Annotated in this window: 20 protein-coding genes; 15 read left to right on the top strand and 5 right to left on the bottom strand. The window is 64.4% G+C overall.

Going from position 1 to position 25,439, the window contains the following annotated elements; genetic code table 11:
• The first annotated feature begins 68 nt into the window (after window positions 1-68).
• The 7 genes from purL (at window position 69) to C4S68_RS11295 (ending at window position 9,942) form a co-directional block, all read left to right on the top strand.
• A complete protein-coding gene (gene purL, locus C4S68_RS11325) occupies window positions 69-3,989 on the top strand; it encodes a phosphoribosylformylglycinamidine synthase (protein ID WP_103933153.1) in 3,921 nt (1,306 codons plus the stop codon).
• A 115-nt stretch (window positions 3,990-4,104) separates the two neighbouring features.
• Entirely contained in the window at window positions 4,105-5,148 is a 1,044-nt protein-coding gene (gene purM, locus C4S68_RS11320) for a phosphoribosylformylglycinamidine cyclo-ligase (protein WP_103933152.1), read from the top strand.
• Complete coding sequence (locus C4S68_RS11315) at window positions 5,149-6,159, top strand: phosphoribosylaminoimidazolesuccinocarboxamide synthase (RefSeq protein ID WP_103933151.1); 1,011 nt, start codon at window positions 5,149-5,151, stop codon at window positions 6,157-6,159.
• A 26-nt stretch (window positions 6,160-6,185) separates the two neighbouring features.
• Window positions 6,186-7,538, top strand: a complete 1,353-nt coding sequence (gene purD / locus C4S68_RS11310) for a phosphoribosylamine--glycine ligase (RefSeq protein WP_103933150.1) — start codon at window positions 6,186-6,188, stop codon at window positions 7,536-7,538.
• A gap of 106 nt (window positions 7,539-7,644) precedes the next feature.
• The gene (locus C4S68_RS11305) at window positions 7,645-8,055 is read left to right on the top strand and encodes a PilZ domain-containing protein (RefSeq protein WP_160115107.1); all 411 of its coding nucleotides are present in this window, start codon (window positions 7,645-7,647) and stop codon (window positions 8,053-8,055) included.
• A 235-nt stretch (window positions 8,056-8,290) separates the two neighbouring features.
• Entirely contained in the window at window positions 8,291-8,845 is a 555-nt protein-coding gene (gene purE, locus C4S68_RS11300; RefSeq protein WP_103933148.1) for a 5-(carboxyamino)imidazole ribonucleotide mutase, read from the top strand.
• Window positions 8,845-9,942, top strand: a complete 1,098-nt coding sequence (locus tag C4S68_RS11295; protein ID WP_103933147.1) for a 5-(carboxyamino)imidazole ribonucleotide synthase — start codon at window positions 8,845-8,847, stop codon at window positions 9,940-9,942. Before purE ends, C4S68_RS11295 begins: the two co-directional genes overlap by 1 nt.
• A gap of 133 nt (window positions 9,943-10,075) precedes the next feature.
• Here C4S68_RS11295 and C4S68_RS11290 read toward each other — a convergent pair whose 3' ends face one another.
• Window positions 10,076-10,516, bottom strand: coding sequence for an MmcQ/YjbR family DNA-binding protein (locus tag C4S68_RS11290; protein WP_103933146.1), 441 nt, complete (start codon window positions 10,514-10,516; stop codon window positions 10,076-10,078).
• A gap of 107 nt (window positions 10,517-10,623) precedes the next feature.
• Window positions 10,624-10,884 (bottom strand): DUF3253 domain-containing protein, encoded by a 261-nt coding sequence (locus C4S68_RS11285; RefSeq protein WP_235011528.1) that lies wholly within the window; start codon window positions 10,882-10,884, stop codon window positions 10,624-10,626.
• Window positions 10,885-10,945: 61 nt separating this feature from the next.
• Here C4S68_RS11285 and tyrS point away from each other — a divergent pair, with 61 nt between their 5' ends.
• Entirely contained in the window at window positions 10,946-12,253 is a 1,308-nt protein-coding gene (tyrS, locus tag C4S68_RS11280) for a tyrosine--tRNA ligase (RefSeq protein WP_103933145.1), read from the top strand.
• 83 nt (window positions 12,254-12,336) lie between these two features.
• Here tyrS and C4S68_RS11275 read toward each other — a convergent pair whose 3' ends face one another.
• A complete protein-coding gene (locus tag C4S68_RS11275) occupies window positions 12,337-12,795 on the bottom strand; it encodes an REP-associated tyrosine transposase (RefSeq protein WP_103933144.1) in 459 nt (152 codons plus the stop codon).
• Window positions 12,796-13,007: 212 nt separating this feature from the next.
• Here C4S68_RS11275 and C4S68_RS11270 point away from each other — a divergent pair, with 212 nt between their 5' ends.
• The 3 genes from C4S68_RS11270 to C4S68_RS11260 all read left to right on the top strand — a co-directional run bounded on the left by C4S68_RS11270 (window position 13,008) and on the right by C4S68_RS11260 (window position 16,700).
• Complete coding sequence (locus C4S68_RS11270) at window positions 13,008-13,724, top strand: YoaK family protein (RefSeq protein ID WP_103933316.1); 717 nt, start codon at window positions 13,008-13,010, stop codon at window positions 13,722-13,724.
• A 132-nt stretch (window positions 13,725-13,856) separates the two neighbouring features.
• A complete protein-coding gene (locus tag C4S68_RS11265) occupies window positions 13,857-15,287 on the top strand; it encodes a phytoene desaturase family protein (RefSeq protein ID WP_103933143.1) in 1,431 nt (476 codons plus the stop codon).
• Window positions 15,288-15,353: 66 nt separating this feature from the next.
• Window positions 15,354-16,700, top strand: a complete 1,347-nt coding sequence (locus C4S68_RS11260) for a hypothetical protein (RefSeq protein ID WP_103933142.1) — start codon at window positions 15,354-15,356, stop codon at window positions 16,698-16,700.
• Window positions 16,701-16,768: 68 nt separating this feature from the next.
• Here C4S68_RS11260 and infC read toward each other — a convergent pair whose 3' ends face one another.
• Window positions 16,769-17,356 carry a translation initiation factor IF-3 gene (gene infC / locus C4S68_RS11255; protein ID WP_103933141.1) on the bottom strand — a complete coding sequence of 196 codons (588 nt, stop codon included), beginning with the start codon at window positions 17,354-17,356 and terminating at the stop codon, window positions 16,769-16,771.
• Between the two features lie 429 nt (window positions 17,357-17,785).
• Here infC and C4S68_RS11250 point away from each other — a divergent pair, with 429 nt between their 5' ends.
• Window positions 17,786-19,021, top strand: coding sequence for an acetate/propionate family kinase (locus C4S68_RS11250; protein ID WP_103933140.1), 1,236 nt, complete (start codon window positions 17,786-17,788; stop codon window positions 19,019-19,021).
• A 56-nt stretch (window positions 19,022-19,077) separates the two neighbouring features.
• Entirely contained in the window at window positions 19,078-21,528 is a 2,451-nt protein-coding gene (locus C4S68_RS11245) for a phosphoketolase family protein (RefSeq protein ID WP_103933139.1), read from the top strand.
• A 61-nt stretch (window positions 21,529-21,589) separates the two neighbouring features.
• On the opposite strand, the gene C4S68_RS11240 is transcribed toward C4S68_RS11245, so the two are convergent.
• Window positions 21,590-23,725 carry a TonB-dependent receptor gene (locus C4S68_RS11240; protein WP_146072117.1) on the bottom strand — a complete coding sequence of 712 codons (2,136 nt, stop codon included), beginning with the start codon at window positions 23,723-23,725 and terminating at the stop codon, window positions 21,590-21,592.
• A 187-nt stretch (window positions 23,726-23,912) separates the two neighbouring features.
• On the opposite strand from C4S68_RS11240, the gene C4S68_RS11235 reads away from it, so the two are divergent.
• Complete coding sequence (locus C4S68_RS11235; RefSeq protein ID WP_103933137.1) at window positions 23,913-24,512, top strand: response regulator; 600 nt, start codon at window positions 23,913-23,915, stop codon at window positions 24,510-24,512.
• A 1-nt stretch (window position 24,513) separates the two neighbouring features.
• Window positions 24,514-25,434 (top strand): carbon-nitrogen hydrolase family protein, encoded by a 921-nt coding sequence (locus tag C4S68_RS11230; protein ID WP_268807275.1) that lies wholly within the window; start codon window positions 24,514-24,516, stop codon window positions 25,432-25,434.
• Window positions 25,435-25,439 lie beyond the last annotated feature (5 nt).

The following is a 25,439-nucleotide window of genomic DNA, read 5'->3' as shown; positions in this document are numbered from 1 at the left end:
GCGAAGTACATGCTTCTGCTCACACCGGCATGGCGGCCCGCCGCCCAACCCCACGGACCCGCCCGACTATGCCTGCCGCGATCGCCCACGCCCCGGAAGACACCCAGACCACGATCGTCCGCATCCTGCCCGGCCCCTCCGCGCTGACGGAGTTTGAGGCCGCACGGCTGCTGGCGCGGCTGCAGCAGATCGATCCCGCAGTGACGGCCGTCGCCGCGCACTACCTCTACCTGTTGCAGCTGCCAGAGAGTGCGCAACTGAATGAGTCTCGGCTGCATGAGCTGCTCGATCTGCAAGGGCTTGAAGCGGGCGGCGGGGCAGCTCTGGCAGACATCGCCGCCGCACAGCATCTCTACATCGGCCCACGCATGGGCACGCAGTCGCCGTGGTCTTCAAAGGCCACGGACATCCTGCACAACACCGGCTTCACCGCCGTGCAGCGCTTCGAACGCGGCCGCGTGATTGCCATCGCTGGCGCCAGCGACTTGAACGCTCTGGCCCCCGCACTGCATGACCGCATGACAGAGAGCGTCTTCGCGGAAGAAGCTGCGCTGCGTACTCTCTTCACGCCGCGCGAGCCGAAGCCGCTCACGCACATCGATGTGCTGGCGCGAGGCGCAGCGGCTATCGAAGAGGCGGATCGCGCGCTGGGTCTGTCGCTCGCTGCGGATGAGATCGCCTACCTGGTCGCCGAGTTCGAGCGCCTGCAGCGCAACCCCACCGACGTTGAGCTGTACATGTTCGCGCAGGCCAACAGCGAGCACTGCCGGCACAAGATCTTCAATGCGAACTGGACGGTGAATGGAGCGAAGCAGCCGAAGTCGCTCTTCGGCATGATTCGCAATACCTACGAGCAGTCGAGCGAAGGCGTGCTCTCCGCTTACAAGGACAACGCCGCGGTCATCGTAGGCTCGCGCGGTGGACGGTTCTTCCCCGATCCCTTGACGCGCGTCTATGGCGCGCACGAGGAAGACATCCACATCCTGTGCAAGGTGGAGACGCACAATCACCCGACGGCGATCTCACCCTTCCCCGGCGCGGCCACGGGCTCCGGCGGCGAGATTCGCGACGAAGGCGCAACCGGCCGCGGCGCGAAGCCCAAGGCTGGCCTCGGAGGCTTCACAGTATCCAACCTGAACCTGCCGCAGGCGCCCCAGCCGTGGGAGCGCAAGCCTTCGCGCCCCGCGCACATCGCTTCGCCGCTGGACATCATGATCGAAGGCCCGCTCGGCGCTGCGGCCTTCAACAACGAGTTCGGCCGACCCAACCTCTGCGGCTACTTCCGCACGTATGAGGCAGAGCACAACGGTACGGTCTTCGGGTATCACAAGCCCATCATGCTCGCGGGCGGCCTGGGCAACATTCGCGCCGAGCACGTGGACAAGGGCGCGATGAAGCCCGGTTACGCGCTGATCGCGCTGGGCGGCCCAGCGATGCTGATCGGCCTGGGCGGCGGCGCGGCTTCTTCCAGCAACAGCAGCAACACCGAGCTCGACTTCGCCAGCGTGCAGCGCGACAACCCCGAGATGGAGCGCCGCGCGCAGGAGGTCATCGACCGCTGCTGGCAGCAGGGCGAGGCCAACCCCATCGCCTTCATCCACGACGTCGGCGCAGGCGGTCTCTCGAACGCCTTTCCGGAGCTGGTGAAGGATGGCGGTGATGGCCGCCTCGGTGGGACCTTCGATCTCGCCAAGGTGCCGCGTGGAGAGGCCGGCCTGAGCCCGCTGGAGCTGTGGTCGAACGAGTCGCAGGAGCGCTATGTGCTCGCGGTCGCGCCGGAAAAGCTCGCGGAGTTCGAAGCGATCTGCGAGCGCGAGCGCTGCCCGTTCGCCGTGGTGGGCTATGCAACCGACGAACCGCGCCTCGTACTCACCGATTCCAGCAGCAGCACGACTCCGGGTTCGCTTTCTGGGCCCTTGGCCCTGGACCCTGGACCCTGTCCCATTGATCTTCCGCTGCAGACGCTCTTCGGCAAGCCGCCCAAGATGGAGCGCAGCTTCACACGCACGAGCGCGACGACGGCTCCGCTCGACCTCTCCGGCATCGAGCTCGAGGACGCGATTGCCCGCGTACTGCAGATGCCGTCGGTCGCATCGAAGAGCTTCCTGATCACCATCGGCGATCGCACGGTTGGCGGCCTCACAGTGCAGGACCAGATGGTCGGCCCCTGGCAGGTTCCCGTAGCCGACTGCGCCGTCACGATGACCGCCTTCGGCGCAACCACTGGCGAAGCGATGGCCATCGGCGAACGCACCCCACTTGCTGTCACCAACGCCGCCGCCAGCGCCCGCATGGCTGTCGGTGAGGTCATCACCAACCTCGCTGGTACAGCCATCGGCAAGCTTTCGGACATCAAGCTCTCCGCCAACTGGATGGCCGCAGCCAGCGAGCCCGGGCAGAACGAAGCGCTCTACGATGCCGTCCACGCCGTGGGCATGGAGCTTTGCCCAGCGCTTGGGATGACCATTCCCGTCGGCAAGGACTCGATGTCCATGCGCACGGCGTGGAATGAAGACAGCGAGAAGAAGAGCGTGGTCGCTCCGCTCTCGCTGATCGTCTCGGGCTTCGCTCCGGTGAGCGATACGCGTCGCACCCTGACGCCGCAGGTGCTCGACGATGGCTCTCCACTGCTCCTCATCGATCTTGGCGAAGGCAAGAATCGGCTTGGTGGCAGTGCGCTCGCACAAGCCTACGGACTCCCCAGCGGCGATACTCCCGACACCCCGGAGCCCGCCAAGCTCAAGGCCTTCTTCGAAATCATCCAGCGCCTCAACAACGAGGGCGTGCTGCTTGCGTATCACGACCGCAGCGACGGTGGCCTGCTAGCCACGCTGTTGGAGATGGCCTTCGCCAGCCAATGCGGATTCGAGATCAACATCGGACGCGACACCCTCGGCGCTCTCTTCTCGGAGGAACTAGGCGCCGTCATCCAGATCGATCGCGAGCACATCGTGCCCGTCCTGGAAACCTTTATCGGGGCAGGCATCAGCGCCAGCCTCATTGGCGTTACCGACTGCAACAGCACCGTCAGCATCTTCCAGGGCGGCAATCTCCTCTACACCGCCGAGCGCATCGGACTCCACAAGCTCTGGGCCTCGACCAGCTTCCACATCCAAAGCCTGCGCGATAACCCGGCCACCGCTGCGGAAGAGTTCGCGCTCCTCGACGACGAGCTTCGCCCCGGCCTCTTTGTCGATGTCCCCTTCGATGCGAACGAGAACATCGCCGCGCCTTACCTGAATCTCGCCAAACCCCGCGTCGCCATCCTGCGCGAGCAGGGCGTGAACGGCCAGGTCGAGATGGGTGCGAGCTTCGATCGCGCTGGCTTCGAGGCCGTCGATGTCCACATGAGCGACCTGTTGAGCGGGCGCGAAGACCTCGCACGCTTCCAGGGCCTCGCAGCGTGTGGCGGCTTCAGCTACGGCGACGTGCTGGGTGCGGGCTCCGGCTGGGCGCGCACGATCCTCTTCAACGACAAGCTCGCCGAGATGTTTGCCACCTACTTCGCGCGGCCGGACACCTTCTCCCTCGGAGTGTGCAACGGCTGCCAGAGCTTGGCACAATTGCGTACCATCATCCCCGGCGCTGGCCACTGGCCGCTGTTCACGCGCAACGTCTCGGCACGCTTCGAGGCGCGGCTCTGCATGGCGGAGATCACCGCGACCAACTCGCTCTTCTTCGAGGGCATGGTCGGCGGCCGCGCACCCATCGTCGTCTCGCACGGCGAAGGCTATGCCGCAGCCGCACCCGATGCGACGATCGCGATCAGGTACATCGACACCTACGGCAACGCCACGCAGCACTACCCGCTGAACCCCAACGGCAGCGCCAACGCCGCAGCGGGCTTCACCTCGGCTGACGGACGGGCACTCGTCCTCATGCCTCACCCCGAGCGCATCGCGCTGGGCCTTAACCACTCCTGGACACGCTCGCTTACCAACAGCCCATGGCAGCGCATGTTCGATAATGCAAGGAAGTGGGTTGGGTGAGGGCAGCTGCTAGCCGTTAGCTCTTAGCTTCTCGCTAATGGCAAGAGCGAACAGCTCCATCTCATCCTTGTTTCTTCACTACTCACTACTCACTACTCACTATTCACTGTCTCCTATGCCCATCGACTACAAATCCGCAGGCGTTGATATTGAGGCCGGTAACGAGGCCGTTCGACGCATTCGCTCGCATGCTGCGAGCACGCATTCTCCCGCTGTGCTCACGGGCCTTGGCTCGTTCGGCACGCTCTTCTCGCTCAAGGACGCGCTCGCGCAGTATCGCGATCCCGTGATGGTGCAGAGCACCGACGGCGTCGGCACCAAGACGCTGGTCAGCGTGATGGCCGGTAAGTTCGATGACCTTGGCCGCGATCTCGTCGCCGCCGTCGCGGGTGACATCGCGGTGATGGGCGCACGCCCGTTGACCTTCCTCGACTATGTCGGCGTGCATCACGTCGACCCCGCGCAGATTGAGCAGCTGGTCAGCGGCATGGCCGATGCTTGCCGCGAAGCCGGTATTTCGCTGGTTGGTGGCGAGACCGCAGAGATGCCCTCGGTCTATGCGAAGGGCGACCTCGACGTAGTCGGCTTCGTCACCGGCATCGTCGAGCGCGATGAGGTGCTGACGGGCGAGAGCATCGTCGAAGGCGACGTCGTGTACGGCGTGCAGAGCTCCGGTCTGCACACCAACGGCTGGTCGCTGGCGCGAAAGCTGCTGTTCGATGTCGCGAAGCATGGCATTCACGACGCCCCCAAGGAGCTTGGCGGCAAGACGCTGGCCGAGGTGCTGCTCGCTCCGCATGCGAACTACGTGACGCCCATTCGTCGCGCACTCGACGCACGCATTCCCATCAAGGGCATGGCACACATCACCGGCGGCGGGCTCGTGGAGAACACGCCGCGCATCCTTCCTAAGGGCTTAGGAGCTCGCATCGACGTGCATGCTTGGGAACCGCAGGCCATCTTCGCGATGATGCAGAAGCTCGGCGAGCTGGACCGCGAAGAGATGCACAAGGTCTTCAACATGGGCGTCGGACTCGCCGTGATCGCGCCCGCAGGACAGCTCGAAGCGCTGCGCGACGCCTTCGCTCCGTTCCATGTCTGGAAGATTGGCAAGGTGGAAGCTGGCCTGGAGCACACCGCGCTTGTAGGTGAGGTGTAAATGTCGAAGCTCACGCAGGCCGATCTCATCGCCGCCATCCCGCATTGCCTCACCAGCTCGAGCCTAGAGCTTGGCACGAAGTACACCGGCAAAGTGCGCGACACCTACGACCTCGCGCCCGAGCTTCCGGGCAATCTGCTGCTCATCACCACCGATCGTCAGTCAGGCTTCGATCGCAACCTCGGCGCGATTCCTTACAAGGGTCAGGTGCTCAACCGCACGTCGCTGTGGTGGTTTGAGCAGACCAGGCACATCGCGAACAATCACGTCGTCGCTGCGCTGCACGCCAATGCTCTGCTGGCCCGCAAGTGCCGCGTGCTTCCCATCGAGTTCGTCGTGCGCGGCTATCTTACGGGCTCTACTGACACCAGCATCTGGACCAAGTACAACGCGGGCGAGCGCAGCTTTGGCGATCTGACGCTGCCCGACGGCATGGCGAAGAACCAACCGCTACCGCACGCCATCATCACACCCACGACCAAGGAAGCCACGCACGACCGCCCCATCACTCCGGCGGAGATCCTGGCCGAAAACTGGCTCACGGCAGCCGAGTGGGAGCACACGTCGCGCGTCGCGCTGGAGCTTTTTGCGTTCGGGCAGAAGACCGCAGCCGAGCATGGGCTGATCCTCGTGGATACGAAGTACGAGTTCGGCGTCACGCCTGAAGGCGAGATCCTGCTAATCGATGAGGTACACACGCCCGACTCCAGCCGCTACTGGATCGCTGACTCGTATGCGCAGCGCGTGAGTGAAGGCCGCGAGCCGGACATGATCGACAAGGAGTTCTTCCGGCTGTGGTTCCGCGAGCGCTGCGATCCGTACAAGGATGCGGTGCTGCCTACGCCTCCCGATGGGCTGATTGCAGAGCTCGCCTCCCGGTACATCCAGCTCTTCGAGCGCATCACCGGCGAGGCGTTCGTCCCCGATCTCCGCCCCGTTGACGCCACCGTGCAAAGCCACCTCGAAGATCTCATCGCTATAGCCGAGCGAGCTCGCTCCCTCCAGTCCTGATGGCTCCAGATCGAAGTGCCTACGCAATGACTCCTTCCGCATCGAACGAAATCATCCTGATTGTGGGCTCCGGCGCGCGCGAACATGCGATCGCCGAGGCCCTCGCACGCTCTTCGCCGCAGCCGAAGCTGATCTGCTTTGGCTCAGCTCGCAACCCGGGCATCGCTCGCTTGTGCTCCTCCTACGCCGTGGGAAGCATGAGTATCGCAGCGCCGATTGCGGCCTTTGCAAAGGAACACGGCGCGACGCTCGCGATCATTGGCCCTGAAGCTCCTTTGGCTGTGGGCACGGCCGATGCGCTGTGGGCAGCGGGCATACCCACGGTGGGGCCCACGCAGTCGCTCGCACGCATCGAGAGCTCAAAGGCTTTCACCCGCGAGCTGCTCGCGAAGTATGGCATCCCGGGCAATCCGTTCTTCCAGCGCTTCGATGCTGCGGAGTTCCTTGCCGATGAAGGCGACCTGACCGCCGTGCTACGGCAATGGGACGGTCAGCACGTCATCAAGGACGATGGCCTTGCGGGCGGCAAGGGTGTGAAGGTCTGCGGCGACCATCTGCACTCTCTCGAGGAGTCGCTGGCCTTCTGCCGTGAGCTTGCGGCTCTCGGTCATCCGTTCGTCGTCGAAGAGAAGCTTGAAGGCGAAGAGTTTTCGCTCATCAGCTTCTGCGATGGCCGCACGCTCGCGCACATGCCTGCCGTGCAGGACCATAAACGCGCCTTCGAAGGCGACAAGGGCCCCAACACCGGCGGCATGGGTACGTACTCCGACGCCGACCACTCCCTGCCGTTCCTTCGCGCGGACGACATCACCGCAGCGCGGAAGATCAACGAGCAGGTGGCGGCAGCGCTGGCCGCGGAATGCGGCGCGCCCTACCAGGGCATCCTCTACGGCGGGTTCATGGCGACGCGCGATGGTGTGCGCCTCATTGAGTACAACGCCCGCTTTGGCGATCCCGAGTGCCTCAACCTGCTGACCCTGCTGGAAAGCGATTTCGTCGCGATCTGCCGGGCGATCGCACGCCAAGGCCTCGCAGACGTTACTGTTGAGTTCTCGCAGCTGGCGAGCGTCTGCAAATATGTCGTACCGGAGGGTTATCCTGAAGCACCTCGCAAGGGGGACCAGGTGCGTTTACCGGAGCAGATTCCGGGCAGCGCTCAACTCTATCTGGGTGCTGTCGATGAGGTGGATGGCATACTCGTCGGCACAGGTTCGCGGACGGTAGCGGTAGTGGCGACGGCGGAGACATTGGCCGCGGCAGAGCTCGTCGCCGAGCAGGTGATCGCTACGATTCCGGGGCCGTTCTTCCATCGGGCCGACATTGGAACAAAAGCACTCATACAGCGACGTATCGATCATATGACCCGACTTCGCCACTGACCCGATTCGAAACAACCTTCTATGGTTGCCGATAGAAGACCGGCACGGGCCTAAGCTGTATTCTCCTGCTCAGCGTTAGAAAGGCGACGACTCCATGGCGGTTGTGATGATGAGACCGTTCGGCTCGCCCCCCATCCGGCTGATTCCGCGAGCCGTCCGCGCGACTGTGGGGTTACCGCTCGTCTTCAACTCCTCCGAAGGCCGGGTCGCTGGATACTCGCTGAATGTCAGCGAATCGGGCATCCTGGGTTCCTTTCAGGACGTGCTGGAGGTGTGGCTCTCGGGCCAGCTCACAATCTGCGTTCCCGAGCACCCCATTTATGTCGAGACCCGGATCGTCCGGGTCGAAGGCAAGGAGGCGGCGATGTCGTTCCTGAAGCTTTCCGAGCTGGATCGCACCCGGCTTCGCCGGCACGTGGAGGCTGCCGCCACGGCAGAGGACGTTGCTGCCGCCCTCGCCGCCCCCGTCGGGCCCTCCGCGGTACCCGATGTCCCTGATCCCACCTCCGGCGAATAATCGCCTGGTCATGCCCTGAGAAGCGCGACAGCGCCAGGCATTTTCGTTTCTGAGACGCCAATCCCTACAATGAAGTCAGAATGTACCTCGCGCGGCGGTACGCTACCGCTCGCACGGGTTTGATTGCCCGCTTCGCCTCGAATTTCTGATCGGCTACGATCTGTGACACACCCGGCCTGACTGACCTGCGTTGCAGCAAGTCGGCTCCCGGAGAAAGAGCCCACGCAAGATATCCATGCCTGCAAAAGCCAAGAAGACGCAGCCGCTGGTCGGCATCATTATGGGATCGAGGAGCGACTGGCCGACGATGGAACACGCCTCGAAGGTGCTCGAGGAGCTGGGTGTCGCGCATGAGGTCGAGGTGGTCTCGGCGCATCGCACCCCGGACAAGATGTTTCGCTACGCCGAGACGGCCGCGAGCCGTGGGTTGAAGGCCATCATCGCCGGGGCCGGCGGAGCAGCGCACCTGCCGGGCATGGTGGCCGCGAAGACCGCGCTACCGGTGCTCGGCGTGCCCGTGCAGTCGCGCGCGCTGAGCGGCATGGACTCGCTGCTGTCGATCGTGCAGATGCCCGGCGGAATTCCCGTCGCGACGTTCGCCATTGGCGATGCGGGCGCGAAGAACGCCGGGCTGTTCGCCGCATCTCTGCTGGCGCTTGAAGATCCTTCGCTGGCGAAGAAGCTGGCCAAACTGCGTGCCGACCAGACGGACTCGGTGCTGGAGGACCCGGATCCGCGTGTGGAAGCGACCGTCTCCCCAAAGACAGCCGCGAAAGGCAAGAAGTCCTGATGAGCTCTCGTCCCCGCATTGGAATCCTTGGAGCCGGACAGCTGGCCCTCATGCTCGCCGAAGCCGCCCGTCCGCTCGGCATCGACATCCTCTGTGCAGGCCAGCCCAACGACTGCGCCTCCCAGGTCGCGACCGTGTACAAGGTCGACCTCGAAGACCGCGCCGAAGTCCGCGCCTTCGCCGAGAACGTGGATGTGCTCACGCTCGAGAGCGAAAACGTCGACGCAGCCATCCTCGAAGACCTGCCCAAGCTCGCGCCCAACGCTCGTGCGGTTCGCATCGCGCAGGACCGCCTCTACGAGAAGGACTTCCTGCGCTCGCAGGGCATCGACACCGCGCCGTACGCCGCCGTCTCCAGCCTGCGCGACCTGCGCACCGCGCTCGAATGGATCGGCGCTCCCAGCATCCTCAAGACCCGCCGCCTCGGCTACGACGGCCGCGGGCAGGTCCGCATCCTGCATCCGGACGACGCTGCGGCTGCGTGGGCGCACACCGGCGGAGCGCCCTGCATCCTCGAAGGCATGGTCGCCTTCGATCGCGAGCTTTCGCTGATCGCCGCCCGCAGCACCACCGGCGAGATCGCCTTCTACCCACTCATCCACAACGAACACCGCGAAGGCATCCTGCGTGTGTCCGTAGCGCCGTGGCTCGACGCTGAGTTGCAGTCGCTGGCAGAATCCCACCTGAGCAAGCTGCTCACCGCGCTGCAGTATGTCGGTGTGCTCACGGTGGAGTTCTTCGCCGCAGGCCGCACCCTCATCGCCAACGAGATGGCGCCCCGCGTGCACAACTCCGGCCACTGGACGATCGAAGGCTCGGAGACCTCGCAGTTCGCGAACCACCTGCGCGCCATCGCCGGCTCGGAGCTTGGTCTCTCGCTCGGCGCAACCACCAGCCGGCCGACGGTGATGCTGAACTGCATTGGCAGCATGCCTTCGCTGGAAGAGACGGCAAAGTTCCCAGAGCTCTTCCGCCACGACTACGGCAAGGCCGCGCGGCCTGGCCGCAAGGTCGGGCACCTCACCTGCTTCGCCGAGCACAAGGCCACGATCGCGGAGTGGGAGCGGCGACTGAACGACAGCGAGACCTTCGTCTAGTTGCCGAGGATGTGTCATCCCGAGCGAAGCCGAGGGACCTGCAGTCTGCGCCTGCCTTGGGACTGTCCTGCTCCGGTCGAAATGACACACTCTTGCAGGTGGAACCAGCCTGGCGCAAGCGCAAGCAAGACCTTCAGCTTTTCTTTCTTGCCGCCTTCTGGGCCGCCTTCTTGCGCCCCTCCACGATGAGCTTCTTCTGCTGCGTCACGGGGAGCAGCAGAAGTTCGCGCACACGTTTCGGCATCTTCGCGTGGACGATGTTGTGGGCATTGGCGAACTCAGTCTGCCACTCCGTGGGACGCAGAAGATCCCAGTGCTCCGCCGCCACCCAGTGGATGCGAGCGAAGTAGGGCGCCGGGCGGAAGCCTTCGATCTCGACGAGCTCGGCGAAGCGCTCCGGTCCGGCAGCGAAGCTGACCGCCCCTTGTGCGTCGGGGCTGAGATTGATCAGCGCGAACATCTTGCCGCCGATGGCCTTGTCGCCCACCCAGAAGACGAGGTTGTCGCCCCATTGCATGGTCTCGACGACGTGTGGCAGCTTGAGCAGGATGGCGCGTGCTCGCTCAACGTCCATGGCAGGGCTCCTGCGAGGCAGTATAGGCGGCAGCAACGCACGAATCTGTCAGGAGACTTCGAACAAGATCATTGCCTCCCAGAGGAGGGATCGCCGGAGCGCGTGTCTCAGCTGCGTCGCAGGCGGATGGGACCCCTTGCCGTGCGGCCATCTACGGGCTCGCCCTGCTGGGTAATGACGATCTCTCCCGAAGCCGCAAGGGCCACCGCGGCCTCGCGGACGGTGGGCATCAGGGGTTCCCAGTCGCCGCGTTTGTCCGAGCCCGCGGCGGCCCGGGCAGCTTCGCTGGGACAGATCGTCTTGCCGTCGCCGCGTTCGTCCAGCAGCGTCCGGATCGCATTCTTCAGCTTCAACCTGGGATCGTTCACGCCTTGTTCTCTTCGGACCGGGACTTGAGACGCCCGGTTCTCTATACTTTTGGATGGAACCATGTCCGATAGCGTCAATACCATCCCACAACCGTTCGCACCCGTCCAGTTTGCTTCAGTAGAGGAGCAGCTCGACCTGATCGCCAAGGGCACGGCGGAGCTGATCCCTGCCTTCGACTCCAAGGCGCCCGATGCCCTGGCCGCACGGCTTGAGGCCTCACGCAAGACGGGCGTGCCGCTGCGCATCAAGGCGGGCTTCGACCCCACCGCGCCGGACCTGCACCTGGGGCACACCGTGCTGATGCGCAAACTGCGGCACTTCCAGCAGCTGGGCCACACCGTCATCTTCCTCATCGGCGATTTCACCGGCCTCATCGGCGACCCGACGGGCAAGAGCCAGACGCGCAAGCTGCTGACCCAGGAAGAGCTCGACGCCAACGCGGTCACCTACAAGGAGCAGGTCTTCAAGATCCTCGACCCGCAGAAGACCGAGGTCCGCTACAACTCGGAATGGTTCAGCAAGCTGGGCGCGGCCGGCATGATCCAGCTGGCCGCAAAGTTCACCGTCTCGCAGATGCTGGAGCGTGAGGACTTCCACAAGCGCTTCCAGGAAGAGCAGCCGATCCACATCCACGAGCTGCTCTACCCGATGGTGCAGGGCTATGACTCTGTCGCGCTGGAGTGCGATGTGGAACTGGGCGGCACCGACCAGAAGTTCAACCTGATGCGCGGCCGCGACCTGCAGCGCGACGCCGGCCAGAAACCGCAGATCGTCCTGATGATGCCCATCATCGAGGGCCTGGACGGCGTGCAGAAGATGTCAAAGTCCCTCGGCAACGCCATTGGAGTCGCCGAGCCCGCGAATGAGATGTACGGCAAGCTCATGAGCATCAACGATGAGCTGATGTGGAAGTACTGGGTCTACCTCACCGACCTGAAGCAGAGCGAGATCGAGGCGATGAAGGCCGAGGTAGCCGCAGGCACGCTGCATCCGATGCAGGCAAAGAAGAATCTCGCGCGGACGATCACGCAGGACTTCCACTCCGCGGAAGAGGCGGAGGCCGCAGCGGAAGGCTGGACGAAGATGTTCCAGCAGCGTGCCGTGAGCGAGGATGTGCCCGAGGTGGGTGTGGCGCTCACGACGGAAGGCCTGTTCGTCGCAGAGGGCTCCGATGAGCTGCGCGTGGCGAAGCTGCTGCAGCTTTCTGGTCTCGCAGCGTCGGCGGGCGAAGCAACGCGCAAGATCGCAGAGAACGCCGTGTCGATCAACGGCGAGAAGTTTGCGGGCAAGACGATTCTGCGCGCCGCCTTGGGGGAAGCTCCGGTGCTGCGTCTAGGTAAGCGCTCCGTCCGCGTGCGTTGGGAGTAGACAGCGGCCGTGTCCTCAGGCTCTTCTTGCCTTTGTTTCTGGCTTTGAAGGGGCGGGGCTTCAGCCCCGCCATACCCGACACCTCATCCAAGGGGCTTCAGCCCCTGAGGTTCCGGGGCCAACTCCAGCGTGCAGCTCGCCCCGTCGAAGCGCCTCTTGCCCTCGCCCAGGCTGGCCGCATTCTTGCGGATATATGCGACGTGGGTCAAGTAGTCGTCGTGGTCACGGATGCGGTGATCGGAAAACCCCGGCTGCCAGATATCGCCCTTCCACTCGAAGGCTCGCTTCGCATTGAAGGAAAACCCGCCCTTCATGAGTTGCACAACTCTCTCCAGGGCGACATGAGGACTCAGCAGCAGATACACATGATCGGGCATGATCACGAAATCATGCAGGTCAAACTCCGCTCGATGGCGCTCCATCTGGTTGAGCAGGAGAATGGCCCAGCGCTCGTTGCGAAAGAACCACTGCCGATCAGCGGTCACGAAGGTTAGAAAGTACGTCTGCCCGGCTTGCCGGAAAGGTTCTCTGCGCGGCGGCATGCGGTCCCTCAGGGGCTGAAGCCCCTCTCATCTTAGGACCTTGGATGGCGGGGCTGAAGCCCGCCCTGACAAAGCTGGGCTCAACCAGGCATTCCCTTGTTGCTTGAGCCCTCATGCCACAGGTTGCGTGCCTCATATTCCATCGCCGTTCGAGACACTGTCTCCCATCTGCATCCATCCCCATGGGCAGCCTGCGATACTTAACGCAGGCCATGCCGCTTCTCCACCTCACAAGCCGGATCCGGTCGCGGATCGCCAACGTGCGGTTGGCTGCGATGCTGGCCTTCGCAGCGGGGCTGGTGGATGTCTCCGGCTTTCTTGGCCTCAAGCAATTCACCTCGCACATGACCGGCATTACCGCGGAGCTGGCTGCCGGGCTTGGCACGGACCAGCCGGGCCTGCTCGAGCGCAGCGCCGTCATCTTCATGAGCTTTCTTGCGGGTGCGGCGGTATGCGCGCTGCTGGTCAACTTCTCCCGCCGCCGCGAGCGCGAAAGCCTCTTCGCGCTACCGCTGTTTCTGGAAGCCGTTCTACTGGCCGCCGTCGGAGTACTCGTCCACGGCATGACGCACGGGTTCCTGCTGCTTGGTGTGCTGGCCTTCGCGATGGGTCTGCAGAACGCGATCATCACCAAGATCTCCGACGCGGAGATCCGCACCACGCACGTCACAGGCATGGTGACGGACATTGGCATTGAGCTGGGCCGTGCGCTGTACATGAGCCGCAACCCCGCGCACGAACCGATCCACGTGCATCGCGATCGTCTCGGCACGCTGGTGTTGCTGGTGGGGGCCTTCTTTGCGGGCGGACTCGTCGCGGCACTCGTGTTCCCGCGCTTCGGCTTTGCGGCGTTCATTCCTTTGGCCTTGTTGCTGGCCGCGCCCACGCTGCCTCCCATCGTCGCGGACCTGCGCGGCATGAGAAGCTGACAGTAGACACCAACGCCCCCGCGCATAAGCTGTTGGATTTGCCACTGGATAGCCTTCGCGTTCAACATAGGCACAGGAGCGTTGCGCGAAAGTCCTTGCCTCTGCTCCCGATGCGGCTGCATCTCATCGCATATGCCCCTGCGCTCTGCCAATATCGTCGGCTCCGGACCGAACGGCCTCGCGGCTGCGATCACTCTCGCGCAGCGCGGGGTGAAGGTGACCGTGTACGAGCGCATGGCGCAGCCCGGTGGCGCCTGCTGCACCGCCGAGCTGACGCTGCCCGGATTCAAGCACGACATGGGCGCGACTTCCTTCCCCATGGCTGTCGGCAGTCCGTTCCTCACAACACTGCCCCTCGAGAAGTTCGGGCTGAAGTGGGTGCATTCGCCTGCGCCGCTGGCGCACCCGCTGGATGATGGCACCGCCGTATTTCTGGAGCGGGACCTGGCAGCGACCGCTGCACAGTTCAATGATCATGACCGGCTGGCGTGGCTGGGGCTGCTCTCGCCGCTCGTGGATGACTGGACCTCCTTCATCGACCAGGTGCTGCGCCCGTTGCGCAGCCTTCCCAAGCATCCGCTGAACATGGCGGCCTTCGGCATCAACGCGATGATGCCGGCGACAATGCTGACGCGGCTGCTGTTTCGCAGCCAGCGCTCGCGCGCGCTGTTTGCGGGCAATGCAGCGCACTCGGTGCTGCCGCTGGACCGTCCCGCGAGCTCCGCGGCGGGGCTGGTCCTCGCTGCAGCGGCCCACGCTGTGGGCTGGCCGCTGGTGGAAGGCGGAGCCGGGCGGCTCGGGCAGGCGATGGCCGACTACTTCGTCTCGTTGGGCGGGCGCATCGAGCTGAACGCTGACATCACCAGCCTGGAGCAGATGGACGAAGCCGACGTCACGCTCTTCGACACCAGCCCACGGACGCTGGACCGCGTCGCGGGCATCCAGCTGACCTCGAGCTTCCGGACGAGGATGCGGCATTACTCCTACGGTCCCGGAGCGTACAAGCTCGACTGGGCTCTCTCGGCGCCGATTCCCTGGGCCGCGAAGGGTGTGGACCGCGCGGCCACGGTGCACCTTGGCGGACCGCAGTCGGAGATCGCCAGGTCGGAGTCCGCGGCCTTCCGCTCAAAGAGCTGCGACAAGCCGTTTGTTCTGCTGGTTCAGCCGAGCCTCTTTGACCCGACGCGGGCCCCTGAAGGCAAGCACACGGCCTGGGCGTACTGCCATGTGCCGAACGCCGCCGGACCTGCTCCTGGAGAGGACTACACCGAGCACATCGAGGCGCAGGTGGAGCGCTTTGCGCCGGGCTTCCGGGAGACGATCCTCGCTCGCCACGTGCACACGCCACAGGGCCTCGAAGGCTGGAACCCGAACCTGATCGGCGGCGATGTGGCCGGTGGAGCGATGACGCTGTCGCAGCTGGTGAACCGGCCGACAGCGCATCTGTACGAGACCTCCAACCCGAAGCTGTACCTGTGCAGCGCCTCGACGCCTCCCGGTGGCGGCGTGCACGGCATGTGCGGCTACCTGGCCGCGCTCGCCGCGCTCAAGAATCTAAGCTGACAACGGAACATTCCCCGGCAACATTCGTATCACGATGTCGTACTGAATCGCTTCGAGGACCGCGCTTTGGCCGACTCATCCACACAGCCCAACGTGGCTGCACCGATCCCTGCTGATCCCATCTCCTGGTCGCTCCTGCAGCGGCTGATCTTCCGTCTGGTCTTCTGCTACTGCATGCTCTACGCGCTTTGCTGCGGCAACGCGACGATCTGGGAGCTGATTCCTTTTCATGTGGGCGAGCACATGGAAGAGTGGCTGCACTGGCCGTTCGCTCATGCGGCACAGTGGCTCGCGCAGCATTGGATCCACGTGCAGGGCGTCGGAGCCAAGCTGCACGACACCGGCTCAGGCGATACGGCGATCGACTGGATCCAGCTTGGGATCTTTGCGCTGACAGCGATCGTGGCCACGCTGGTGTGGACGGGGCTCGACCACAAGCGCACGCACTATCGCAGACTCTTCGGATGGATGCGGTTCATCCTGCGAGTCTCGCTGGGCTACGCGATGTTGAGCTACGGGCTGGTGAAGGTCTTCCCGCTGCAGATGCCTCCGCCCTCGCTGGCTGTGCTCAACGAGCCTCTGGGCAACACATCTCCCATGACGCTGCTGTGGACGTTGATCGGGCTGAATCCCGTGTACGAGATGGTGTGCGGTCTGGCCGAGGTCGCGGCCGGGGTAATGATCCTGTTCCGCCGCACAGCGCTCGCGGGCGCGCTGCTGACTGCGTTCGTCATCTCCAACGTCGTGCTGTACAACTTCTTCTTCGACGTGCCGGTGAAGATCTTCGCCAGCCACCTGCTCCTGCTCGCGATCGTCGTCATCGCGCCGGACGTTCCAGCGCTGCTTCGGTTCTTCTTCCTGCACCAGCCGGCGGTTCCGACGGGCAGCTGGATGCTTCCCGAGAAGAAGCGCATCCTGCGCATCGAAACCTGCGTGATCGTCGTAGTGCTGCTGCTTACCTGCGGTGTGAATGGCTACGAGTTCGCGCAGTCGCTGAAGCGCTCCCGCGAAGGTCTGGCGCACCCCTCGCCGTACGCGGGGATATGGCGACTGGATCAGGCCACGTTGAAAGGTCAGCCAAAGCCCTACCTGACCGGAGATGGCCTGCCGATGACGGCGCTTTCCCTGGAGCCCACGGGCCGCGTGATGGCTCGGGCCAGCGACAACGCGCTCTGGCGCGGCGGCTGGAAGCTCGATACGAAGAAGCACGCCCTCTTCGTGTTTTCGGTGGGGCATGGCGGCGTGGACTACACCATCGCGCAGTCCGATGCCAACCACCTCGTGCTGACGCCGACCGGCGACGCTGCGAAGACGGAGAGCGTGCTGAACCTGACGCGGATGCCGCTGCCGGCGAGTTACCCGCTGGAGACGCGCGGGTTCCACCTGGTCAACGAGTGGGGACTGGAGCGCTAGAGCCCAAAACGCGAAACGCCCGCAGGCCTTGTGGGCCAACGGGCGGCTTTGCGTCGTCAGAGAATCGTTTAGGCGGTGGTCGTCTCCGGGACTGCATCCGCCGGGGCAGCGGCGGCCGAAGCTTCCGGCTTCGCCTTGGGCGGCGCCTGCACCTGCTTGGCCTTGTTGGGGGCCAGGATGGCGTGCAGCGTCGTGCCTTCCATGCGCGGCATGAACTCCACCACACCGACCTCGTTCACATCCTGGATGAGGCGGTTGATGATCTTGTAGCCGAGGTCGCGGTGCGCCATCTGGCGGCCCTTGAAGCGGAGGCTGGCCTTAACCTTATCCCCATCGCCGAGGAAGCGGACGGCCTGGTTCTTCTTCGTCTGGTAATCATGCTCGTCGACGGTGACCGAGAACTTGACTTCCTTGATGACGATGACCTTCTGGGTCTTTCGGGCCGCGCGCTCGCTCTTGTCCTTCTCGTAGAGGAACTTGCCGTAGTCCTGGATCTTGCAGACCGGGGGAACAGCGTTGGGGGAGATCTCCACCAGGTCGAGCGAACGCTCGCGGGCGATCTTGAGGGCCTCGAAAGGAGGCATGACGCCGAGCTGGGCTCCGGTCTCGTCGATCACACGCACTTCGCGGGCGCGAATGCGTTCGTTGGTTCGGATGAAGGACTTTTGCGCGCGTTTATCGAGAGGTGGGATAGAAGAGTCTCCGGCACGCCGTTTGGGCGGCCCGTTTGGGTTTTAAGGGTTCGTCGCGACCGGCTCCGGCAGCGGAGCATCCACGGCGACTGGGGCTCACGGACGGCGAGCCACTGCACACGCGAGTATAGCAGGTATCGCCAGGTAACTGTGGACACAACGAGGCGACCCGGGAAACCGGGAAACATCGCGGAGCAAGCTAACCCCGGACGTCACAAGCCCCGTCCACCGGAAATGGGGGTCCGGGATCGGGCACTGTTACATCCTGAGACTCCAGAGGAGCCGCGCCGGTAGCAGCAGGCCGTGAAACGCGATAGCCTCGGAGAAAACAGGCACACCGACGATCCGCCGCAACCCATTCACCGTCACCAACTTCGCTGCACCTGGGAACATATGCCAATACTTGTGCTGAACAGTGGATCTTCGTCGTTGAAGTTTTCCCTCTACGATCGGCTCCCGGCGCTGGAGTTCATCCTGGAGGGAGAGGTGTCCGGGGTGGGCGGCGACGCCACCATAGAAATCCTCGCCCGCGGCGGCAGCGGACTGGGCATGCGGCGCGAGCCTGCGAAGGCCGGGTCGCTCTACGACGCGCTGGCGCTGGTCTTCGACCACCTCTCCGGGCCAATGGTTCCCGAGATCGAAGCAATCGGCTACCGCGTGGTGCATCCGGGCCCGCATCTCCAGGGCCATCAGCGGATTACGGCCAGTGTGCTGAAGGAACTCGAAGCGGCGACGCCCTTCGCTCCGCTGCACGATCCTCCGGCGCGGCAGCTGATCCAGCTGGGTATGCAACGCTACGCGCGGGTGCCCCAGTTTGCCTGCTTCGATACGGTCTTCCACCAGACGATGCCGCCCGAGGCCTCTACCTACGCCCTTCCCGAAGCGGTGCGGGCGCAGGGGGTACGACGTTACGGGTTCCACGGCTTGAGCTGCGAGTCGATCGTGGCGCAGCTGGAGGTCTACGGCGGTGTCCCGAAGCGCATGGTGATTGCGCACCTTGGCTCAGGCTGCAGCGTGACCACGGTGCTCGACGGGAAGTCCATCGACACGACGATGGGGCTGACGCCGACGGGCGGCGTCGTGATGGGGACTAGACCGGGCGATGTCGACCCCGGGCTGATGCTCTACCTCGAGCGCCATGCCGTGGAGGACCACGAGACCGACCCGGCGAGTGCCGTGGAGTACATGCTCAACCACAATGCGGGCATCGTAGCCCTGAGCGGCCAGCCGAACGACTTGCGCAAGGTGCGCTGGGCCGCGGCCGGTGGCGACGCGAAGGCGCAGCTGGCGCTGGCCGTCTTTGTGCACTCGGTAAAGAAGGCCGTCGGTGCGGCCTGCTTTGTGCTGGGCGGGCTGGACGCGCTCGTCTTCACCGGGGGCATCGGCGAGCACGATGCCGCGACCAGGGCGGAGGTGGTGGCAGGGCTGGGGGCTCTGGGCATCGCTCTGGATTCCCAGAAGAATGAGGCCCCGGAAACCGGCCAGGGGGGTACGGTGCGCGACATCACGGCATCCAATGGAGCAACCGGCAAAACTATCGCTGGAGCGGCGTCCATGTTGGTCCTGCCCGCGCAGGAGGACTGGGTGATCGCTCGTCATGTTGACCGTATGTTGCACGAGGCAACGTAGACTCAACCCCACAAGTCGCGCTAGGAGATCCCGTCCTTGGCGTAAGGAGATCCCAGATGAGCTTCGAAGGCACCCAGGCAGCAACCCTCAACGGAACGCACCCTTTGCCACTCAGTCCTGAAGAGCTGCGGAAGATCGACGCCTACTGGCGCGCCTGCAACTACCTCAGCGTAAGCATGTTGTACCTGCGGCAGAATCCCCTGCTGCGGGAGCCGCTGAAGCCAGAGCACATCAAGAATCGCCTGCTGGGCCACTGGGGTTCGGACCCCGGCCAGAGCTTTACGTGGGTGCACCTGAACCGGCTGATCAACAAGTACGACCTGAACCTGATCTTCCTCTCCGGCCCCGGGCATGGGGCGCCCGCAACACTGTCCAACAGCTATCTCGAGGGCGTTTACTCGGAGGTCTACCCGCAGATGTCGGAAGACATCGCGGGCATGCAGAGGTTCCAGAAGCAGTTCAGCTTCCCCGGCGGCATCGGCAGCCACTGTACACCGGAGACTCCCGGTTCCATCCACGAGGGTGGCGAGCTGGGCTATTCGCTATCCCACGGCTTTGGCGCGGTCTTCGACAATCCCGACCTGATCGCCACGGTCGTCGTGGGCGATGGCGAAGCCGAGACCGGACCGCTGGCCACCAGCTGGCACTCCAACAAATTCCTCGATCCGGTGACCGACGGCGCGGTGCTGCCGGTGCTGCACCTCAACGGCTACAAGATCGCCAACCCGACGATATTGGCGCGCATCACGCGCGAGGAGCTGGAGCAGCTCTTCCGCGGCTACGGCTGGGATCCCTACGTCGTCGAAGGACCGGGTCCCGATCAGGATACCGAGCCCATCCACCAGCAGATGGCGGAGACGCTGGAGCATGTAGTGCTCCGCATCCGTGAGATCCAGAAGAATGCCCGCGATGCGGCGGCCGCCGGGAAGACCTGCCCGGATCGTCCGCGCTGGCCCATGATCATCCTGCGCACGCCCAAGGGCTGGACCTGCCCGAAGGAGATCGACGGACACAAGGTGGAAGGCTTCTGGCGCGCGCACCAGGTGCCAATCCTCGATCCGCAGACCAGCGCGCCGCACCTCGCGCTGCTCGAGCAATGGATGCGGAGCTACAAGCCTGAAGAGCTGTTTGACGAAAGTGGCAAGCTGATCCCCGAGCTGAAGGAGCTGGCGCCCAAAGGCAAGCGGCGCATCACTGCGAATCCCCATGCCAACGGCGGGCTGCTGCGGAAGCCGCTGGACCTGCCCTGCTTCGCAGACTACGCCGTCGATGTAAAGCTGCCAGGACAGCTGAGTGTCAGCTCCACCTTCGTGCTGGGCGCGTTCCTGCGCGATGTCATCAAGCGCAACATGGACCGCTTCCGCGTCTTTGGACCCGACGAGACGGCCAGCAACAAGCTGCAGCAGATGTACCAGGCCAGCGGTAAGGCCTGGATGGCCGAATACCTGCCCGAGGACCTCGACGGCGGCTACCTCTCGCCCTCAGGCCGCGTGATGGAGATGCTCAGCGAGCACACCCTCGAAGGCTGGCTGGAAGGCTACGTGCTGACCGGACGGCATGGGCTCTTCAACACCTACGAGGCCTTCGTCCACATCATCGACTCGATGTTCAACCAGCACGCCAAGTGGCTGGAGAAGTCGAAGATGGAGCTGCGCTGGCGCGCTCCCATCAGTTCGCTGAACATCCTCATCAGCTCGCTGGTGTGGCGGCAGGACCACAACGGCTTCACACACCAGGACCCCGGCTTCCTCGACGTGGTCACCAACAAGAGCCCGGAGGTCACACGCATCTACCTTCCGCCAGATGCCAACTGCCTGCTCTCGGTCGCCGATCACTGCCTGAAGTCCTCGAACTACGTCAACGTCATCGTCGCGGACAAGGCCGAGCACCTGCAGTACCTCACCATGGACCAGGCCATCAAGCACTGCACCAAGGGCATCGGCATCTGGGACTTCGCCTCCAACGACCAGGGCCATGAGCCTGACGTGGTACTGGCCTGCGCGGGCGATATCCCGACGGCCGAGGCGCTCGCTGCAGTCGCCATCCTGCGCTCCAAGTGCCCCGAGGTGAAGATCCGCTTCATCAACGTTGTCGATCTCTTCCGACTGATGCCTGAAGAAGAGCATCCGCACGGCATGTCAGCGCGCGAGTTCGATTCGCTCTTCACGCTGGATAAGCCGGTGATCTTCAACTTCCACGCGTACGCGTCGCTCATCCACAAGTTCACCTACAGGCGCGCCAACCACGCCAACATCCACGTGCGCGGCTACAAGGAAAAGGGCAACATCAACACCCCGCTGGAGCTCGCCATCCTCAACCAGGTGGACCGCTTCGACCTCGCGATCGACATCATCGACCGCGTGCCCAAGCTGCAGGCCAACGCCTCGCACACCAAGGAATGGCTGAAGGACCAGATCATCGAAGCCGTGAACTACGCGCACGAGAATGGCATCGACGCTCCGGAGAACCGCGACTGGACGTGGCCGCTGGAGCTTTGCGGCAAGTAGCTCCGCGAAGAGTTGCAGGACACCAGACGAGACCACCGGCCGCAATGGCCGGTGATTTCGTCTAGCGGCCCAGCCGCCAGCGCACGTCCGCGCTGACATACGAAGGCATGCGCACGCCCACGATCTGCTGGAAGGGGGATGGCGTGATGGCTTCCGTGGTCTGGCCGGTGTACCCGTTCGCGACCATTGCGTTGATCCCCAGGAGCAGACGTTCCGCAAGGAAGCTGCGCGCGAGGCCCAGGCGAAATTCTGTCACCGGAACGCCAACACACTCGACGGTCGTACTGCTGGAGCAGCCTGTACCGAGCGGCTTGGCGCCGACATACTCGAACTCCGCCTGCAGACGCAGCCCCAGCGGCAGGCGATCCAACGCGCCGGTGGCATCGGCGATGGTGCGTGGAGCTTCGGGGACAGGCAGGCCATCGTCGGTAGTGCGGGCATCGGCCTTGGAGAAGGTCAGCAGCAGCCAGCCGGTTCGGAAGCCCTGCCGCACCGTCGCCGTGAGGAAGCGCAGCCGCGAGGGCCCCTGGTCCTCCTGCAGGCCGGTGTCGGGGTCAATCTTGGCGAGCTCCGTGGCGTTCGTCGTGTGCCCCAGAACCAGCCGCAGCTCCGTCTTGGCGAAGCCCTTGCTCGCGACAAGCTGGTAGGAGTGCGAGCGCGCAACCAGCGTGGCGGGATTCGGGCTCCGCGCTGTCCCCTGCCCTGATCCCGGGGTAGTCCCCATGCCCACGCGGGGATCTTCGGTGAAGAAAGCTTCTCCACCCGACGCAGCCAGCTCCGGAAGCCACCGCAGGGGGCCGTAGCGAGGCGGCAGGACCGCGACGGTAGCCTTCGGAGAGTTCACGCCCACCCAGCGCGAGAAACTGTTCGTGGCATGCATTAGATCGTCGTTCGTGATGTCGATCTGGTCGCGCCGCCAGCCCGCATAGTAGCGCACATGCTGACCCAGCGAGCCCGCTGCGGCTCCATATGGCGCAAGCGTGGTGATCGTAATATCGCTCGAGTCCACCTTGGTGAACGACCCCAGCGCTGCCGAACCGGTGTAAGCACCGTAGCTATCGAGGTTGTCGCGGCGGGGCGCCTCGCGATGGAAGTCCATGCCACCCATCAGTTCAAGGGAGGGGGTGAGCTGCTCGCGCCAGTTCGCTGTCGTGCCCTGTGCCGTACGGAACTCGCTCTGCCTTATAAGCCCGGCGCCGAAGTTGGAGAACAGCGACAGATTGTAGGTGCGGAAGAAACCACCGAGGTTGATCTGCTGCCGAGCTGTGAGCTGCCAGGTGTCCGCGGCGGCGAGGATCGCTGTGTGGGTCTGGTCGTGCTGGCGCGGGTCAACGGTATCCGCGGCCCGAAACGCTGCTGTCGAGGCCGAAGTGGACACGCTGTACAGCGGCACCAGCCCAGGCACATACGACTGCCCGAAGTACGCTATGCCCAGCAGCGTCAGGGTGTGCGTGCTGACCCGCCAGATCCGCTGACCGTTGAGCTTGTACTGCTGGCGGTGCTCGAGCCGACGCAGCAGGCCATTGCCGGCGGCAACCTCCAGCGCAAGCCAGGCCTCCGGCCTTGGAGAGAAGCCTGCAGAGAGATCAGCATCATGGAGATCCGCGAGCAGCAGAGCGTGCGGCGCGAGGCGCGGCTGCACGGCGTAGGTCGCTGCCAGATCCACGGCATGGTTGCCCTCCAGCACATTGAAGGCGCCCGCGTCGACGGCAACGCTCTCCAGCGTGGACGGGATCAGGATGTTGGGATCGGCGTAGCCATTGCCGTGCGCGTTGGCGGAGAGATTATTGGGCAGCAGGTAAGCTCCCACAGCGATGTACTGCGCGATCGGCTCGCCATGGTCGCCCGCGACTCCCGGCGCAAAGTACTGCGGGGCCTTGATGCCGCCGGAGGCCGTTTCGGCGGGATACCCGGGGATCGAGACCGGCACTCCCGGACGGCCCGGATTGGCCTCCAGCAGGTCTTCGCTCAGATAGACCTGCTCGCTCGGATTCGGAGCGAGAACATCGACCTTCTCCGTGCTCGCCGTGACCGTTACGGACTCCGTATGGGTGACGCGAGGGAGCTGTTGTGGACCGACCGGCGGCGGGGCCTCTGCCGCAGGCCCAGCCGGTGCCTGCGCCATCACCGGGGCAACCCCTTGCCATGGGGCCTGCAGGGCTATCCCGGCCAGTATCGCGATCTTCCAGTACCTCAAGCGTGCTCCTCCGCGAGCCGATCACTTCCGCGGTATCGATGCTCAACTTCCATTGCCCACGATACCCCTGGGGAACGATTCATCTTGCGCTTTGGCGGAAGTCCTGCAAGTGTGTGTCGTCACAGGCAGTCATCCGGTTGCACCCTGCGTCTAAAGTCTCCAGAATGTTTCAAGGAGAAAACCACCTGTGCCGAAGCGCCGCGTTCTGCTCGTCGATGACGAAGTAACTGTTCTGCTCACCATGAAGGCCGTGCTCGAGATCTCCGGCTTCGATGTGGAGACCGCCGCGAGCGCTCGCGAAGCCAAGATGAAGCTGCGCGCCCACGAGTACGAGATGATCATCACCGACATGCGGATGGAGTCCGACGCCGCCGGTCGCGAGGTGATCCATGCCGCCCGCACCGCGTCCTACCATCCCGCCGTCGCGCTGCTCACCGCCTATCCCCTCAGCGATGAAGACTGGCAGGACATGGGCGCGGACAAGATGCTGGTGAAGCCCATGCAGACCGCCCTGCTGCTGAAGCAGATCGAAAAGCTGCTGGAGACCCATGCTGCCAAGCTGGCCCGCATCTCCGCTGCTGCCGCGCCGAAGGCGCCTGCGACCAAGACCACGGTCAAGACCAGCGTGAAGTCCGCGAAGGCCCCGGCAAAGGCCGCCGCAAAGAAAGCTGCCAAGAAGACAGCGAGCAAGAAGGAAGCAGCAGCGAGCAAGAAGGTTGTCGCGCGCAAGCTCCCGGCCAAGCGCACCGTGGTGAAGAAGCCGACCTCGAAGAAGCGGTCCCGCTAAGTTGATCGTCCGCGCGGCCGTCACCCAGGTGGGAAGTGCGTTGTCTTCTACAGACAGCGCACCGGGCCCCCTGTTCGACACACCCGCGACGCTGGCCCGCGTGGAAGATTGTTGCCGCCGCGCCCGCGCAGGTGGAGCGCAGCTGATCGTACTCCCGGAAGCGTTGCTTGGTGGCTACCCCAAAGGCCTCAGCTTCGGTGCGGTCGTCGGTTCGCGCAGCGACGAAGGCCGCGAGCTCTTCCGCCGCTACTTCGACTCCGCCATCACCGTCCCCGGCCCCGAGATCCAAGCGCTTGCAGCACTCTCCCGTGAGCTTGAGCTGCACATCGTTCTCGGCGTCATCGAGCGCGATGGCGGCACGCTGTACTGCACTGGGCTGCTCTTCACGCCGGAGCGCGGCCTGCACACCAGGCACCGCAAGCTGATGCCCACCGCCAGCGAGCGGCTGCTTTGGGGCATGGGCGATGGCTCGACGATGCAGGTCGCCGACACCAGCCTCGGGCGCATTGGCATGGCCATCTGCTGGGAGAACTACATGCCCCTGTACCGGCAGCACCTCTATCGCCAGGGCGTGCAGATATGGTGCGCGCCAACCGTCGACATGCGCGAGATCTGGCAGACGAGCATGCGGCACATCGCCTACGAAGGCCGCTGCTTTGTGCTCAGTGCCTGCCAGGAGCTGGCCAAATCGGACTGGCCCGAGGAGCTGCGTGATGCTGGCGGAGAGATCGCCGGCCGCAGCCTGATCGTCTCACCGCGCGGTGAGTTGCTCGCGGGGCCCGCCGAAGGAGCCACGCTGGCCTTTGCCGACCTCGATATGGATGAGATCGCACGCGGCAAGTTCGACCTCGACGTCGCAGGCCACTACGACCGGCCGGACGTCTTCGAACTCCGCGTCCGTGCAGCTTCGCGTCACGATTGATGTGC

Origin of the sequence: Bryocella elongata, from assembly GCF_900108185.1 — a bacterium.
In the GTDB taxonomy this organism is placed as follows: Bacteria; Acidobacteriota; Terriglobia; order Terriglobales; family Acidobacteriaceae; genus Granulicella; species Granulicella elongata.
The sequence above is the reverse complement of the archived record's forward strand: the minus strand, read 5'-3'. Positions and strand labels throughout refer to the sequence as shown.

Coding starts and splice junctions, on each gene's coding strand:
- purL (WP_103933153.1), top strand. CDS start 69: ATGCCTGCCGCGATCGCCCACGCCCCGGAAGACACCCAGACCACGATC.
- purM (WP_103933152.1), top strand. CDS start 4,105: ATGCCCATCGACTACAAATCCGCAGGCGTTGATATTGAGGCCGGTAAC.
- C4S68_RS11315 (WP_103933151.1), top strand. CDS start 5,149: ATGTCGAAGCTCACGCAGGCCGATCTCATCGCCGCCATCCCGCATTGC.
- purD (WP_103933150.1), top strand. CDS start 6,186: ATGACTCCTTCCGCATCGAACGAAATCATCCTGATTGTGGGCTCCGGC.
- C4S68_RS11305 (WP_160115107.1), top strand. CDS start 7,645: ATGATGAGACCGTTCGGCTCGCCCCCCATCCGGCTGATTCCGCGAGCC.
- purE (WP_103933148.1), top strand. CDS start 8,291: ATGCCTGCAAAAGCCAAGAAGACGCAGCCGCTGGTCGGCATCATTATG.
- C4S68_RS11295 (WP_103933147.1), top strand. CDS start 8,845: ATGAGCTCTCGTCCCCGCATTGGAATCCTTGGAGCCGGACAGCTGGCC.
- C4S68_RS11290 (WP_103933146.1), bottom strand. CDS start 10,516: ATGGACGTTGAGCGAGCACGCGCCATCCTGCTCAAGCTGCCACACGTC.
- tyrS (WP_103933145.1), top strand. CDS start 10,946: ATGTCCGATAGCGTCAATACCATCCCACAACCGTTCGCACCCGTCCAG.
- C4S68_RS11275 (WP_103933144.1), bottom strand. CDS start 12,795: ATGCCGCCGCGCAGAGAACCTTTCCGGCAAGCCGGGCAGACGTACTTT.
- C4S68_RS11270 (WP_103933316.1), top strand. CDS start 13,008: ATGCCGCTTCTCCACCTCACAAGCCGGATCCGGTCGCGGATCGCCAAC.
- C4S68_RS11265 (WP_103933143.1), top strand. CDS start 13,857: ATGCCCCTGCGCTCTGCCAATATCGTCGGCTCCGGACCGAACGGCCTC.
- C4S68_RS11250 (WP_103933140.1), top strand. CDS start 17,786: ATGCCAATACTTGTGCTGAACAGTGGATCTTCGTCGTTGAAGTTTTCC.
- C4S68_RS11245 (WP_103933139.1), top strand. CDS start 19,078: ATGAGCTTCGAAGGCACCCAGGCAGCAACCCTCAACGGAACGCACCCT.